The sequence below is a fragment of the Haloferula sp. A504 genome (assembly GCF_044385805.1).
In the GTDB taxonomy this organism is placed as follows: domain Bacteria; phylum Verrucomicrobiota; class Verrucomicrobiia; order Verrucomicrobiales; family Akkermansiaceae; genus Haloferula.
Window position 1 is genome coordinate 52,014 of sequence record NZ_JBISBU010000026.1, and the last position, 14,915, is coordinate 66,928.

8 protein-coding genes are annotated in these 14,915 nt (G+C 64.0%); all 8 read right to left on the minus strand.

The annotated features are described in order from the left end of the window. Nucleotides 1-607: 607 nt before the first annotated feature. Complete coding sequence (locus tag ACG2LG_RS13290) at nucleotides 608-5,779, minus strand: sulfatase-like hydrolase/transferase (RefSeq protein ID WP_396259723.1); 5,172 nt, start codon at nucleotides 5,777-5,779, stop codon at nucleotides 608-610. Nucleotides 5,780-5,963: 184 nt separating this feature from the next. Continuing rightward, on the minus strand, nucleotides 5,964-7,010 hold the full coding sequence (locus ACG2LG_RS13295; RefSeq protein ID WP_396259724.1) for a hypothetical protein: 1,047 nt from the start codon (nucleotides 7,008-7,010) through the stop codon (nucleotides 5,964-5,966). Between the two features lie 82 nt (nucleotides 7,011-7,092). Next, the gene (locus ACG2LG_RS13300; protein WP_396259726.1) at nucleotides 7,093-7,770 is read right to left on the minus strand and encodes a hypothetical protein; all 678 of its coding nucleotides are present in this window, start codon (nucleotides 7,768-7,770) and stop codon (nucleotides 7,093-7,095) included. A gap of 132 nt (nucleotides 7,771-7,902) precedes the next feature. After that, nucleotides 7,903-10,776, minus strand: a complete 2,874-nt coding sequence (locus ACG2LG_RS13305; RefSeq protein ID WP_396259727.1) for a di-heme oxidoredictase family protein — start codon at nucleotides 10,774-10,776, stop codon at nucleotides 7,903-7,905. Between the two features lie 122 nt (nucleotides 10,777-10,898). Next, entirely contained in the window at nucleotides 10,899-12,287 is a 1,389-nt protein-coding gene (locus ACG2LG_RS13310; RefSeq protein ID WP_396259728.1) for a FecR domain-containing protein, read from the minus strand. Further along, the gene (locus ACG2LG_RS13315; RefSeq protein ID WP_396259730.1) at nucleotides 12,284-12,826 is read right to left on the minus strand and encodes a sigma-70 family RNA polymerase sigma factor; all 543 of its coding nucleotides are present in this window, start codon (nucleotides 12,824-12,826) and stop codon (nucleotides 12,284-12,286) included. The genes ACG2LG_RS13310 and ACG2LG_RS13315 overlap by 4 nt, the downstream gene beginning before the upstream one ends. A 90-nt stretch (nucleotides 12,827-12,916) precedes the next feature. Next, nucleotides 12,917-14,143, minus strand: a complete 1,227-nt coding sequence (locus tag ACG2LG_RS13320) for a hypothetical protein (RefSeq protein ID WP_396259731.1) — start codon at nucleotides 14,141-14,143, stop codon at nucleotides 12,917-12,919. Between the two features lie 4 nt (nucleotides 14,144-14,147). Continuing rightward, nucleotides 14,148-14,789 (minus strand): hypothetical protein, encoded by a 642-nt coding sequence (locus ACG2LG_RS13325; protein WP_396259733.1) that lies wholly within the window; start codon nucleotides 14,787-14,789, stop codon nucleotides 14,148-14,150. Nucleotides 14,790-14,915 lie beyond the last annotated feature (126 nt).

Here is a 14,915-nt window from a genome sequence, read left to right on the forward strand (position 1 = left end):
GCGCTGGACAGCACAATAAGGAGTGCCCTATTGAAATTGCTATTCATCGATTCAGGTCCAACCAGGGCACACACACCTCCGCAGCGGAAGCATGCGGAAAAGGATCGCTTCAATCGTTATCGACTCCTTCGACGGAACGGCCCTTCCGAATATCGCCGGCGGGGCACCAAACCCAGTGTGGCCAGTGCCAGAAGCGCGCAAGAGGCGGTGAGGATGGAGTTGTTCATGTGTGTTGCTTTACTATCGAGCGCCGATTCCCGGGATTCGTTACATGGATTTTGCGGTCGCCGGATGCTTTCCTCTGGTTTGGCTACCGCGGTCCCGTGTTCCGCTTCACGGAGAGGGTTTCGGAACGAGCATCCTCGAATCGGACACCCCTGGCCGAGGGCGCAGAAGGGGATCACCTCCTTGAGCATGCAGGTGCCCCCGTCATCGAGATGGGTGCGGGTCGTGGGTCGGCGGCTGTTTCTCAGATTCCCTCCAAGGTCGATCAGGATCGGCACGAGCAGGGTGAGGACCTCGCCTGCGGTCGAGGTTCGCGAGGTGGGTGAGCAGCCGACCATTTCTGCGATTCACCTGACGGAGTGTCGGCCTCCGTGAGCTCGGGTCAGGGTTTCACCACCGTGATCCGAACGAACAGGGCTTGGAGGTCGCCGATATTGCCATCGACCGCGTCGATGGTCGCCTTGTCGAGCGGGACGGTAATGTCCGCGCCGGTTCCCGGGTGCGATGAGTAGCTTGTCCAATCGGCGAGATTGGTGCTCCAGAAGATCTCATAGTCCCGGTCGGCGACCGTTGGCCAGGTGACCGAGAAGGTCGTGGCGGCATCCTGAGTGTCGATGACCCGGAAGACACTCCCAGGGTCGTTGGGATCGGTGCCGGCGATGCTTTCGGAGAGGTTGTCGGCACCGTCGCCGTCGTTGTCGAGAGAGGCGTCCTTGGGCGAGTCGCGGTCGAGCCCGTGGGTGGTCTCGAAGCTGTTGCTCATGCCGTCGGCGTCGTTGTCGGGCTCGCGGCCATCGAGGGTGACGGCGCCGGTGGTGCGCAGCTGGTCGAGGGCACCCAGCAGGTCGCGGCCGGTCAGGCTGACCAGTTCCGCGCGGATGGCCGCGTCGCCGGTGAGGCCTGAGATGCGATTGTCGTCCTCGCCGAGGTCGACGGGCATCTCGAAGAGCTGTTTCGGCGTCCCCTGGTCGATCCCGACGGCGCTGGAGATCGTGCTGTTGTCCGAGTCCCACGAGGTGTTGTTGCCGCCGCCTCCGGTGGAATCGATCAGCTTCCAGCCGTCCGGGGTCTTGAGGGCGAGGTGCCCGTTGATCGAACACAGCACCACGCCGCCGCGCGCCTCGCCCGGCTTGCGCTGGCCGCGCAGAACGTTGAGGAACGATTCCCCGTCCGGAGCCGTGCTGTCAGGCAATTCCTCGCCGAGGAATCCCGCGATGGTCGGAAAAATGTCCACCTGCGAGATGACCTCATCCGTAACCACCATTCCGGCCGGGGCCTGGCCGGGCCAACGGACGATGAAGGGCACACGGGTGCCCCCGTCCCAGATGTCGCGCTTGGCTCCACGCAGGGGACCGTTGGCATCGTCGCCGTTCCCCAGCGTGTTGCTCATGGCGGTCGTTTCGGGGCCATTGTCGGCGGTGAAAATGACCAGGGTGTCGTTGGTCATGCCGTTGTTGTCGATCGCGGCGAGGATCCGTCCGATGCGGTCGTCCACCTCGGCCATCCAGCGCTGGTAGTCGTAGCTGCCGTAGGTGCCGGTGTTGAACTCGGGCGTGATCGCCCAGGGGAGGTGCGGCGAATGAAGTGCCACGTAGGCAAAGAACGGATCGGTGTCATTCGCGGCGACGCGTTCGTCGATGTAGCGTTCGAAGTCCGCGACCAGGACCGGGCCCGCGTCGATTTGCCGGTAGGAGGGATCCCCGAGGCTGGCGCGGGAGTCCTTCGGCCCGACGACGGTGGAGTTGAGATCGCCTGTTGTGAACCACTGGAAGGTGTCCGAAGCGGTGGCATCCCGGAAGTAGCCCTTGCGGCCGTTGGGCAGCTTGTCCCCGTACTCGTTGCTGGGTCCCGAGTCTTCGACCCAGTATTGGACCACATCATCGTGCATGTAGACGTACGGCCCGAAGTTGATCGCCACGGGCAAGCCGCGGTAGTAGTCAAAACCGTTGTCCGTCGCATGACCTTCGATGCGACGGGTCCAGTCCACTGCGGAGGGATCGCTTGGGTTGTTGGTGATCCGGTTGTTGGTCCCGGGCGCATACCATTTGCCACCCATGTGCCACTTGCCGAACGCGGCGGTGTCGTAGGTCTGGGTCTTCAGGAACTCCGCCAGTGTGACATCGCTATCGAGAGGAATATTGTCGATGCCGCTCTTGAAGCCATAGAAGCCCGAGATGCTCTGGAAGCTCCGCCAATTGTAGCGTCCGGTAAGCAGCGAGTAGCGCGAGGGCGTGCAGACGGCGTTGGCGGAGTGGGCCTGGGTGAAGGTGACTCCTTGATCTGCCAGACTATCGACATTCGGTGTCGGCGACGCGCTTGGGGTGCCGAACAGGTTGCCGTAGCGGGAGATGTCCCCGAATCCGAGATCGTCGGTGTAAATGATGAGGATGTTCGGCTTGGCCGGGCTGGGCGTGTGATCAGGGCAATCGTCCGGATCGTTCGGATTTGAACCCAGTGCGGTCTCGGCCTCGTCGCGGTAACTGTCGCCATCGGTATCGACGAAGGGAGCCGTGAAGCCGCTGTTCGGAGGCAGAGCATTCGGGTCGGTGCCCAGCGTGATCTCCGTGCCATCGTTGACTCCGTCACCGTCGGAGTCCGGCTCGTTCGGATCGGTGGGCTCGCCCGGTGGCGATCCCTTGACGCCCGCCGTCCATGGATTGAGCGTCCCGTTCACCTCATCGCCGTCGTTCAGGCCGTCGTCGTCCGTGTCGGAGTCCTGGGGATCGGTTCCCTCTTGGAACTCTTCAAGGTTGGTCAGCCCATCGGGGCCGCCGTTGGCATCGTTGTCCAATGCGGCATCCGCCGGGTCATTCTTGTTCAGGCCATTGGCATCTTCCCACGAGTCCGGCATGTCATCCCCGTCGGTGTCCACCGTGGAAATGCCCTCGAGTGTTATGCGGCCCATGTTGAGCTGGGCACCCACTTCGCCCTGCATGCTGGCATAGATGCCCGCGGTCGCCAAATCCGAGTAGGTCAGGTTTGAAAGCGTGCCGGTCTGGTTCAGCTCAGGGCTCAGGCCGGTTGACGAAATCTGCCATGTATCGTCAGCAAAGACGCTGATCCTCACGGTAAAGCCGTCGAGGAACGAGGCGTTGGGAGGCTGCGGAGTAGTGAGGTTCGAGGCTGTGACGCTCACGCCGCCGGTGTTCTCGGCCATGATATGGGAGCCCCAGGAGGCAGAACCCGGGACGTAGCCGAAGCTGGTGGGATCATTGACCCAAAGGCTGTTACCCGCGGTGCCGGTGGCGCTGTTGCCCGAGACCACACCGAAAAAGAGACCGTTGAAGTTGAGAGCTGCCACCGTGCCGGCCACACTCATTGAGTCCACCACGAAAGTGGCGGTGAATCCCGAGTAGGACGAGAGATCCACGGTGCTGCTGCTGTTGAAGCCGATGTTGTGGGAGTCCGCAGGTTGGGGAGAGGCCCTTTCCCCGGTGATGATGAGTCCGGTGCCGGTGTTGGCGCTACCCGCGACGAGATTATCGACGTTGTTCTCCACCACCTGGATGGCGGGGCCGACGTCCGTGCCGCCGAAGGTGTAGTCGATGAGGGTCGCACTGGCAGGCGGAGGCTCGACCGTGATCGCCGTGTCATCGACGATGGCCGCATCGGTGTTCAGCGGATTGCCTGCCGCGTCGTTCAGGGTCGCACCCGCGTTCACCTGGAACTCCAGCGTGCCGACGTTGTCCGGGGTGACCACCACTTCGATGACACCGGGGGAGGTCTCGGTAATTGAAAGGAAGCTGAGACTCACGTCACCGCCCGCATCCGAGAAGTCGGTGGGGTTGAAAGTGGTGTGATCCATGTCCTCGTTGAAAGTCAGCGTGTAGGTGATCGCCGTGCCCACCGCGACCGGTCCGCCCGACCGATCGTCGATGATGGCGCTTGGGGCGAGGGTTGGCGGGGTCGTGTCTCCCGACGGAACGAGGGCGCTCACCGTGATGCGGTCCACCGTGATGGATTCGCCGAAGACATCGGTCCCCTGCAGGCTGACAAAGGGCGTCAGGTCCGTGGAGATGGCGGCGTAGTCGAGCATGCCGGCACCCGAAGTGATGAGGCTGCCGGAGCCATTCAGCTCGGTGCTGAGCCCGGTCGATGTCACTGCCCATGTATCATCATCAAAGACGCGGATGGTGACGGTGAAGCCGTCCTTGTAGGATGCATCAGTGGGAGCGGTCCCGAGCGAGGTGTTGACCGAGTTGGCGTCGTTGCCCGTGCCATTGTTTCCATTGATCTGGCCCCCTTCCGCATCCTGCCGCACAAGGTTGGGGCCATAGCTGGCACCCCCAGCAAGGTAGCCGAAGCCGTGGGGATTGTTGACCCAGAGGCTGGTTCCGCCGGTATTATTGGCGTCGGTGCCGGACACCACGCCGAAAAACAGACCGTTGAACGCCAAGGAGGAAACATCGACGTCCGTGGCACTGACCTCGAAGGTGATCTCGAATCCGGTCGCTGTTGGCTCGAGTGCGCCCACGTCGATGGAACTTGTCGCATTGAAGCCGTAATTGCTGTTGATAAAGTTCCCAGAAAAGCTGTTGCCCGGCGTGATGACTCCGGTGGACAGGTCCGAGGAGCCACCGCTGCCCAGGCCGTTGGCCACCTGCTGGAAAGTCAGACCGCCCGTGTCGTTGGCCAGCCCGTCGAAGGTGTGGTCGATGAGGGTGCTTGTCGTTGTTGGAGGCGGCGGAGGTGGAGGATTGGCCTCCAATGACAACATTCCCGCGGCGAGGCCCTGACCGAGGGCGATCTGTCCGTTGTACTCGAAGTGGATGGCATCGCCGGCCCTGACCTGGAAGCCGTCGGTATTCACGAAACCGACCTGGTTCATGGCGGCGGCAACGGCTTCCTGGGCTTGCCGCACCCTGTAGGAACCTGTTCCGGGAGTGGTGATCTGTGCGCCGTATTGGCTGTCGGACAGTCCGCTCAGGACAAAGGGCGCGCTCGTTCCTCCAAAAAGGTCGTTCCGCACCCGATTGATCAGGTTGGTCAGGTTCGTCTCGTAGTTGACCGCGTTTCCGTCGGTGTCCGCTTCACCCTGGACCCAGATCATTCCGCCGAGCTCGTAGGTGTCACCGGCCGACGTCAGGGCCGCCAAGGCGGTTTGCACGGTGGAGACGAAGGTCGTGTATTGGGTGCCGCCAGAGGCCCATTGGGTGTGGAGGTTCGTCCCGCCTTCGGTGTATTTGATAAGGGCAATGTTGACCGCGGGGTCGTTGTCCGCCATGGCCCGCCCGAAGGAGACTTCCGGCCCGAATTCCCTTGGATAAACCGGACTGGTCGTGCCGTGACCGGATCCCGTGTCGAGGTCGATCCAGGCATCTTCGGTCAGGTGGCCGACATTGCTGACCGCCTGGGTCCGGTGCCAGTAGAAGCGGACATCGCTTTGCGCTGCGTTGTATGGGCTACCGAGCTGCGAGGCATCGCCCCGTCCATTGCCATTGGATTGGCCGCCCAGCAAATAGACTCGGTAGTGCGCTCCATGCAGGCTGCCTGCAAGGTGGACGGTGAATAATGCTGCGAGAAGTGCCAGGCGTGTCGTGGAAGAAGAGGACATGAATCAAGCTGGGGCCAGAGGAGATCGCCGGGCAGAGATCGTTAAGAGATGCATCCGCACGCGGTTTCGAGGTTGGGTTTTTATGATTGAGAACGGGAGGGTCTCCCGGCTCCGAAAGGGAGCAGGGCACTTGGAAGTGGATGGATGACCGGCCGTCGCGGCCTTTGCGCGGCAGCCGCTTTGCCTACTGCTGCTCCACCCGGTAGAACGCCGCGTCCTCGGTCGCACCGGTGTCCTGCAGCTCGCCGGTGTCGGTTCCGCTCAGCGTGATGCTGTCCTGACTGTCCAGAGTCGAGAAATCCAGGGTGGTGGACTTGTTGAGATCGTAGGTCTCACCATCGGTCCCCTTGAACTGCACGGTCACGACATCGTTCGCCTTGGAAATCGACACGATCTCCAGTGTTCCCGGCACTGTCGTTTCGAGGGCGGTGACGGTGATGCGGTCTACTTCAATGGTTCCCTGATACTCGCCTTGCAAGCTGACGTAGGGCCTCAGATCGCTTGAAATCGCGGCATAATCGAACATCCCCGTGCCTGTCGTGGTCAGACTCCCGCTGCCATTGAGGTCGGTGCTGAGGCCCGTCGAGGTGAGCGTCCAAGTGTCGTCATCGAAAAGGGACAGGGTAATGGTGAATCCGTCCTGGAAAGAGGCGTCGTCGGGGGCCGTTCCGCCGAGGACCTTATTGACCGAGTTGCCGTCATTGGCGGCGCCACCCTCGGCGTCCTGCCGGACGAAATTGTCCTCGCCATAACCAAACTCGATGGATCCGCCGTCGCCGCTGCCGGCCACATAACCGAAGCCGTGTGGATTATTGGCCCAAAGACTGGGGCCTGCGGTGCCGTTGGCGTCGCTTCCGGATGTCACCCCGAAAAACAGGCCGTTATAATAGAGGTCGGAAACGGCAACATCCGTCGCACTCACCTCGAAGGTGATTTTAAAACCGTTGGCCGTCGGTGCAAGAGCACCCACATCGATCGGGGAAGAGGTATTGATTCCGACGTTGCTGTTGGGCGTATTCGCGGCCACCCCGGTCGTTGTGATGAGACCTGTCGAGAAATCGACGGAACCCGCACCACCCGCGCCGTTGTCGATTTTCTGGAAGGTGAGGCCCCCAATATCGTTGGCCAAGCCGTCGAAGGTTTGGTCGATGAGGACGTTGTCAGCAGGCAAGCTCGGGATGCCGAAGGCGAACGCAGCCAATGAGGCGAAGAAAGGGTTTTTGGCGATCATGGCTATTGGTGAAACGGGATGAGAGCGCACCAAGCGCTCCGAACAATCTTGGGAAAGACACCATCACGAACGGAGACGCCCGTCAGGAACGCCGACGGCGAAGCAGCAGTCCGACCAGAGCGGCTGCGGAAAAGCCCGCAGCAGAGGGTTCGGGAACGAGCGTGACGGAATACGTGTTGTCTACCTCACTACCAAAGGCCGTTTGGACATCGCCCGCGAAGGCCAGCGTGTGCGATTCCGACGCGTTGGTGTTGGTGAAAACTTGGTTTGCTACCGAACCCTCAACCCTGACCGAAGTTCCGACGAACGACCCAGCCCCGGACGTGTCTGAAAACACCAAAAATATGGCCTCGTCAGTTGGTAGCGCAATACTGGCGAAATTCCACGTCAGCGAGTCGCCGCTTGCGGCAGAAGCGGTGTCGATGGAGTTTGTCGATGAACCAAGAAAATTGAGATTCCCCGTCTCGACACCTGTCCCAAAATTGAGATCGTCGAAAACGGCAGTTCCGATGGTGTAAACATCGATATAGCCGGTCGTGGTACCACCTCCGCTTCCTCCTTTTGTGAGGGAGAAACTGCTGAGCAGGTTATCGGGAAGGGTGCTATCCACCTCAAAGGATTGTCCGTAGTTTCCGCTCCCGGAAGAGGCGCTGGCGCCATTGGCAGTCTGCGAGATGATCGTCGCGGCCGACGCGGCATTTCCGCAGAACAAACCGGCGACAACGAGACCTTGGCGTAGGGAGGTGGGGCTAAATTTCATGGTGTAGAAGTGGTGTCTTCATGTAGGGAAGCACCGATTCCCGGATTCGTTACAAAGTCTTTTCGGCTTTCCAGACCGGGTGGTGCCGGGGATCCACGGAGAGAGCCCGTCGAGGGACGGCCTGCATTCAGACTACAGCGAGCGGAGGAAGGCGATCAGCGCGGCGCGGTCGGCGGCAGGCATGGTCCGGAAGGCTTCCTTCGAAGCCTCCCCCTCGCCGCCGTGCCAGAGGATGGCCTCCTCGAGGGTGCGGGCGCGGCCGTCGTGGAGATAAGCCTCGCCGCCGCTGACGCCGGCGGTCAGGCCGATGCCCCACAGCGGCGGCGTACGCCACTCGGCACCGCCGGCCTCCTCCTCGCCGAGGTTGTCGGCCAGGCCGGGACCCATGTCGTGGAGCAGCAGGTCGGTGTAGGGCCGGATGGTCTGGATGCGCAGCTCGGCCATCGGGTGATGGGGGCTGGTCGTGTGTTGAGGCGTGTGGCAGGCGATGCAGTTGGCGGCGGTGAACAGCTGCTTTCCGCGCACAACCTGCGGGTCGGCGTAGTTCCGCTGGGAGGGTACGCCGAGCAGCGCGATGTAGCGGGTGAGCCGGTCCAGCTCGGGATCGCCGAGTTCCACCGGTCCGGCTTCGGTTTCACCGTCGAGGATCGGGAAGACCGCGGTGGTGACCCCCATGTCGGTGTTGAGGGCCGAGGCGATCTGATGCCGCAGGCTTGCCTGGCCGCCCTTGGCGGTGAAGCGGCCGAGCCGGGTGTCGCCGGTCTCCAGATCGGTGACCGTGCGCCAGCGGCCCGAGATGCCGTCGCCGTTGGAGTCCTCGGGATCGGCGAGGGCGACGATGGACTGCTCGTCGATCGCTTCGAGCAGGCCCATGCCGACCAGCGGCGGCGCAAGCCGGACCGAGAAATGGTATGGGGCGGTGCCGTCGAAGGCGTAAACCGGTCGACGCAAGGAGTAGGCGGAACCATCGCCATACTGGCCGGTGCTTTCGATCCACTCGGCGAGGGTCGCGCTGCCCTCGACATCGCCGAAGGTCGTCTGCGGCTGCAGAATGTGCCCGAGCACGGGGTGGGGTGTGCCGGCGGCATCGGCGGCGGTCTTCACCACCGAGCGCAGCATCGGCTGGCCGATGGCAGGCGGCAGGGCGCGACCGTTGTTGACGTGGCATTCCACGCAGCTCCGCGAGATGAAGGCCGGGCCGAGCTTGTCGGCGTGGACGGTGAAGTCGGGATTGCCGGACTCCGAGTGGGAGCCGTCGCGGAAGTCGGTGTGGTGAAGGCGGCGGCCCAGCAGGAAGGGCTGGGCGTTGGTCGGCGAGATGTTGCCGGCCATCTGCTTGAAGCGGTTGTCGGGCTCGTCCGAATACGGGTAGGGCAGGCTGGTGAGTCCGCCGAGCCAGGTTTCCTCCGGAAGCGGATAGGAATCGAGGGGCGGGCCGCCCGGTAGCGTGATTCCCTCCCAGGGGACGATACCCCGGCCGACGATGTAGAGCATCGTGGTGCCGTAGTAGTTCTTGCGCCCGTTGGCCGGGGCCTCGAGGAACTGGCTGATCTCGATCTCGATCCGGTCGCCGATGGCGAGCGGGGCACCGCCCGGTTGGCGGTTGTTGAGGGTCACCGAGTACTGGTTCGGGCCGACCAGGTCGGCACCCACGTTCGTGTAATACTCGGCCACGGTATTGATGCCGCGGAAGAAGGCACGGAAGTCAGGGGAGCCGAGCGGGGTGAGGGTCGTGTAGTTGAAGGTCACGCCACTTCCGCCCTGAGCGACGCGGTCGACGATCTCGACGGCGATGGTACGGTCTTCCCAGTACCAGGAAAGGTAGTGGTCGTAGGCCTGGAACATGTCCTCGCGAGCGTGGCGGTCGCGGGCACGATCGGCGATGTGGGTGATGAGCGCCTCGGGGGTCGTGACCGTGGTCGGCGGCTCGAGCAGGGTCGCGGGGCCGTGGAGCGGCACGATCCCGGTCACGGGGGGCGGAGCCGGCGGATCCGGGTAGGCGACGCGGTAGAAGGCCGTGTCCTCCACAGCCGGAATGAGCATCTCATGGATGCCGCCGTCGCCGAGCACGGGCGGGGAAAGTGGCGTCCAGTCGTCGAGGTTGGTCGTTGTCTCGGGCTGATAGAGAACCGATGGCGTGGTCGGCCAACTGATCCTCGCGGTCGGCCGGCCGTCGAGCGGATGGTGTCTCGTTTCGCCCGGCTCACCCTCGCCATTCCCGCCGGACAGGGCCACATCGTCGATCAGGACCTCGCCGTGGCCGCCCTCGACGGCCCCGGTGACGAAGCGGAACCGCACGGACGCCCCGGCGGCGGAGGCCGGCGCGGTCAGGCCGGTCTCGATGATTTCCGTCCACTCGCCGATGGTGGCACCGAAGGACTTGAGTCCGGTGGTTCCGACGACCGCACCGGCCGAATCGAGCCACTGCATCTCGTACTGCTGGAGGTAGGACGGCCCCGAGCTGACCTGCCGGGCCCAGAACGAGAACTCGTAGGCCTGCCCCGGGACGATCGCGCCCCCGGCGTCGTTGACGCTCTGGACAAGCTGACCCTCGCGAGGCTGGGCACCGACGTTGACGAGCCGGGAGCGGATGCCGAAGCTGCCGCTGCGGGCGGCCTCGGCGCTGCGGGCCGGTGGTGTGTTGCCCGCCGTGGACCACTGGTCCGCCACGGTGCCCGTGCCCGACTCGAAGCCTCCATTGCCGGGAAAAGGAGGTGCGGCCGGGGTTGCCGGAACCTCTTCGACGATCCGGTAGCTGCGGCGGTGCAAGGGGCCGGGATCGAAGAAGGAACGGCTCTGGCCGTCTCCGGCGATCGACGGCCCGAGATCGATCCACGGGCCTTCCGGAGTTTCTGCCGATTGGAGTTGGTAGCCGTGCCCCGTCAGGGTCGACCACTCCACCCGGGTTCCCGGGTCGAAACGGAGTTGGGGTGAGGTTGGCGTCAAAGCACCGCCTGCGGCACCGGCAAGCATTCCGAACAAGGCGGCAGACAGGTGAGCGGTCATGGGCGGGACAGGTCCATCAGAAACAGGTTACTCTCGGGGTGCCGGGTGCCGGCTTCGTTCGGTCATTTCGCGGGACCTTGGACTCCGAGTCCTGAGTCCGTGCATGGGACGATCGGGCCGCCTCACTCATCCGGGAGCCGGCGGAAGCCGACGCCATCGTACCAGGTCCGCTCATCGAGCACTCCGGCACCGACGACCGGGTCGTCGATATAGACCGTCACCACGTTGCCATCGGTCGAGGTGTTCCAGACACCCAGCTCCGCTTGGAACAGATTCTGGCCGGTGCCGTCATCGGTCGGGACCGGGCCGGTGAACGCCTGCGGGAACGAGGCGAGATTGACCGCGTTGTCCTTGGTGTAAACGGTCATGGCCCTGCCGGAACCGAGCTGGAATGCCACATCCCACGAGCCCTGGCCCCATCGGTTGTTCCAGAAGTAGCCGTAGATGGCATACCGGCCCGACTTCGGCAGACCGAAGCTCGTGCGGAGGCGCGGCTCCGATTTCTCACCCACGGCGGAGGTGAGCACGCTGCCGCCGGAGACTCCGGCGCGGGTGCGCACGCTCCATCTCCCATCGAAGCTGTTGGGCATCTCCGAGGTCGTTTCTCCAAAGCTGCCGGGGCCATCGAGGACGGTGTTGCCGTTGGGCCAGTCGACATCCGCATCGACGAAGGTGATCGCATCGGGCAACGCGGTCACGAATGCTCCCGGATTCAGTTCGATCTTGCCGAAGCCCCCGCCCGCCAGGACCTCGCAGGCATCGCCCGTCGCCAGCACCAGGGCTTCCTTCGCCTTGTCCGGCCCGGCGGCCTTCACCGACACCGAACCCTCGATGACGTGGACCTGGTCTCCCTGATCCGGTCGCGCCAGCACGCCGAAGCGGGTGCCGAGGTCCACGGCGGTGAGCTGCGGCGTTTCGACCGTGAAGCCCACCGCCGGGGGTGGCACCTCGAACCAGGCGCTTCCCTCCGGAATCCCGACCCGATTGCCGGCGAGCAGCTTGAGATTCGCCGGGCCTTGCACCACGCACCGTACGCCTGAAACAAGATTCACCTCGATGGTGCCCTGGCTCAGCAGCAGCCGCGAGCCCTCCCGCAATTCATTGCCCGATGTGGCTTCATCCTCGTCGGCATGGGCGACGGAGAAGAGCGCCCCGGAGGCCGCACGGAACTCGCCCAGGGTGACCGGAGCCTGCGGGATCATCTTGACCCACAGCACCAGCGCCGAGAGCAGCACCACCGCTGCGGCGGCGACGAGGGAATTCCGGACCATCGCGCGACGCTGATCGGCGAGCAGGCGCTCCATGGGGATCAGGGTCCGACCGATCTGGGTCCTGGCCTCACCCTGTTCCTCCAGCACGCTGTGGAGCGTGGCAAGCTGACGAAACAAGTCACGAGCCTCGCGGCTGGCTTTGAGATCCGCATCAAGTCGACGGATGCCCCCGGCATCCAGCTCGCCATCGAGCAGCGCCAGCATCCGGTCCTTGAGATCGTCTGGACGTCCTTCGGTCATGCGGGATGCTCCTTCATCTTGTTCTCGACGCACTCGCGCAGCGAATCGCGGATGCGCATCAGCGCAACCCGCAGGGTGGAGGGCTTCCTGCCGGTTTCGCGGGCATGGGCTTCCAGCGTGAAGCCGGGACGGTAGCGCAGGTCTATCAGCTCGCGCTGCGTGTCGGAAAGCTTCGCCTTGCAGCCCTCGAGCGCGCGCAGGTAGGCCTCGTGGTCGACATCATCCGGCACCTCCTCCGCCATCAACTCCAGCACTTCGTCCGAGAGAAACACGATCCGCTGACGCTTCGCCCGGGTCCGATGATGGAGGACTTCCAGCCGCGCGATGGTGAAGGCCCAGGCGAGGAAATTCGTTCCGGGCTGGTAGCGGGTGCGGCTCTTCCACAGCACGATGTTGGTTTCCTGAAGCACGTCGCCGACATCCGGGCTTCCGGGCATGAGACTGACCAGGAACGCACGGATGCGGCCCTGATTCGCCGTGAGTTCGCTGACGAACTCCTGCAACTGCTGGCTCCCATCGCCTGACTTCCTGCCGATCATCTCATGGACGCTTTTCCTTGCGGAACGGGCACGCCTCCCCGCTGGAAGAAGAGCGCCGGAATGGTGGAAACGTTACGCAAAAGTTGCCAATCAGCGGCCCGTGGCACCGGTCATCACTGCGATCTCCCCGTCGCTGTGACCGAGGCTGCGCAGCAGTGGAACAAGCGTGATCCGGGCTTCCACCGACATGCTCGAGGCTGCCAGCCATTGAAGCCGAAGCTCGGGTGGCGTCGCCCTCAGCACCAGTTCGCGGGCCCCCTCGTCGAGCGATCCGTGGCCCGACTCGGCCTGCTTGAACAAGCCGGCCAGATGTTGCACCCGCTGGGCCGGATCGCCACTTGCCCCGAGAAATCCCTCGACCACCTCCAGCGAGGGGGCCTCGCCGAGGATCTGGAAGACTTTCTGGTAGCCCACGGCGGCGGACGGTGAGCTCGTGAAGACCTGGGCGGCGAAGGCACCCAGGTCCTTTGGCTTCGCAGCCTGTCCATATCCTCGAATGAAGGAGGAAAAGTCGTCGCCAAATGGTGTCACGCGATCGGTTTGCAGCCAGGCATAGGCCGCGCCCGGGTCGCGCTTTGCCCACTCGACGAGGAGATTCGCAGGCACCGAACTCAGGCACTCCCCCTCGTCCAACGCGGCTTGGGCGTCGGCAAGTCCGTCGAGGGCCGCCCGAAAATCGAAACCCGGGGGATACTCGAGATCATGGCCGTAGGTGGTCGTAGCGGAGGTGCGGCTGAGCAGGCTCACGTCGATCACCTCCCGGGCCCCGATTTCCGCCGCCCTGCGGAACAAGGTGTCGGCCATCCGGAGGAAGCCGTCCGCCTCGTTTCCATACTCGACCGCTAGCTTGTAGGCGCTCGCGAAGTCGCGCTCCGCCTCCCGCTCGATCAGGCTCGCGATCAGCATCCGGCGATCATCCTCCGCGGGGAGCGCCAGCACCCACAAGAGCGCGGCCTTCGGGTCCGCATCGTACCATCGCAGGACCAGTTTCTCGAAGACCTTCTCGTCCCCATCGCTCAGCCCGTAGTAGCCGACCCGTTCCTCCAGCGCGGCGAGAAGTTCGGGGATCGCCTCCGGGGCGATCGCCGCGAGCCCCTCGTCGAGTGAGTTCTCGAACCAGAGCTCCGCCAGTCCGTCCAGCTTGGTCTGCGGAGTGATGACCACCTCCTGCAGCCCGGACTCCGCGCCCGGAGCCCGCGGCACGACCTTGGGCCGGTCCGCCTCGGTCTCGACCCGCTCCGGTTCGGGCTTGAGCCACCAGGCCACGCCGAAGCCGAGGGCGAAGGTCGGCAGGAGGATGGCCCAGAGTCCCCTCATCGGCTCACGGAGTGGTCTCCTTGTAGTTCAGGGTGACCTGCGTGGGCCCTCCGCCACCGCTGGAAGCGGCGATGATCTTGAGCACCCTGCCGTCGCCGCTGTAGTCGAGTTCCTGCTGCTGGGCACCGTTGATGCTCATCGAGCTGCCGCCGCTGCTGGTGGACCAGGAGGTCTCCGCATCGAAGAAGGCCTCGATCTGCTCGGTGGTGTCGTGGGTCGAGAACATCCACACGCCTTCCACCCCGTCCGGCTTGTCCTGATGAAACACGCTCTTCTGGTCCGCGATGTTCGGGTAGCGCGGCACCCAGGCGGGGATCTTCGACTCGTCCACCGCCCCGATGCTGGTGGTCGTGCCGCTGCCGTCGGTGACGGTGAAGCGACCCTCGGCGATGTCGGCGTAGCTGACCGTGATCTCCTCGCCGCTCGACTTCACGCGGACGGTCATCTCGCCCGCCGTCTCGTCGTCGATGACCATCTCGAGGTCGGGGTTCATGCCGACGATCATCTCCGCGGCGGCCTTCTCGGGGTTGTTGGCGAACTCCTCCTGGAACTCATTGACCTTGCGCTTGAAGAACCCGACCACCAGCGAGATCCCGATCACGGCGATGACCAGCAGGCCACCACAGCCGATGCCCACCCAGGCCATGGGATGGAGGCCCTTCTTTTTGTTCGGTTCAGGCGATTCAGCGGGCGGCGGCGGCGGGGCTTGTTCCATGGAAGCTTTCTAGCAATCCGGCGGCGTGGAGGCAAGGAAAGGACCGCGCGAGGCCAC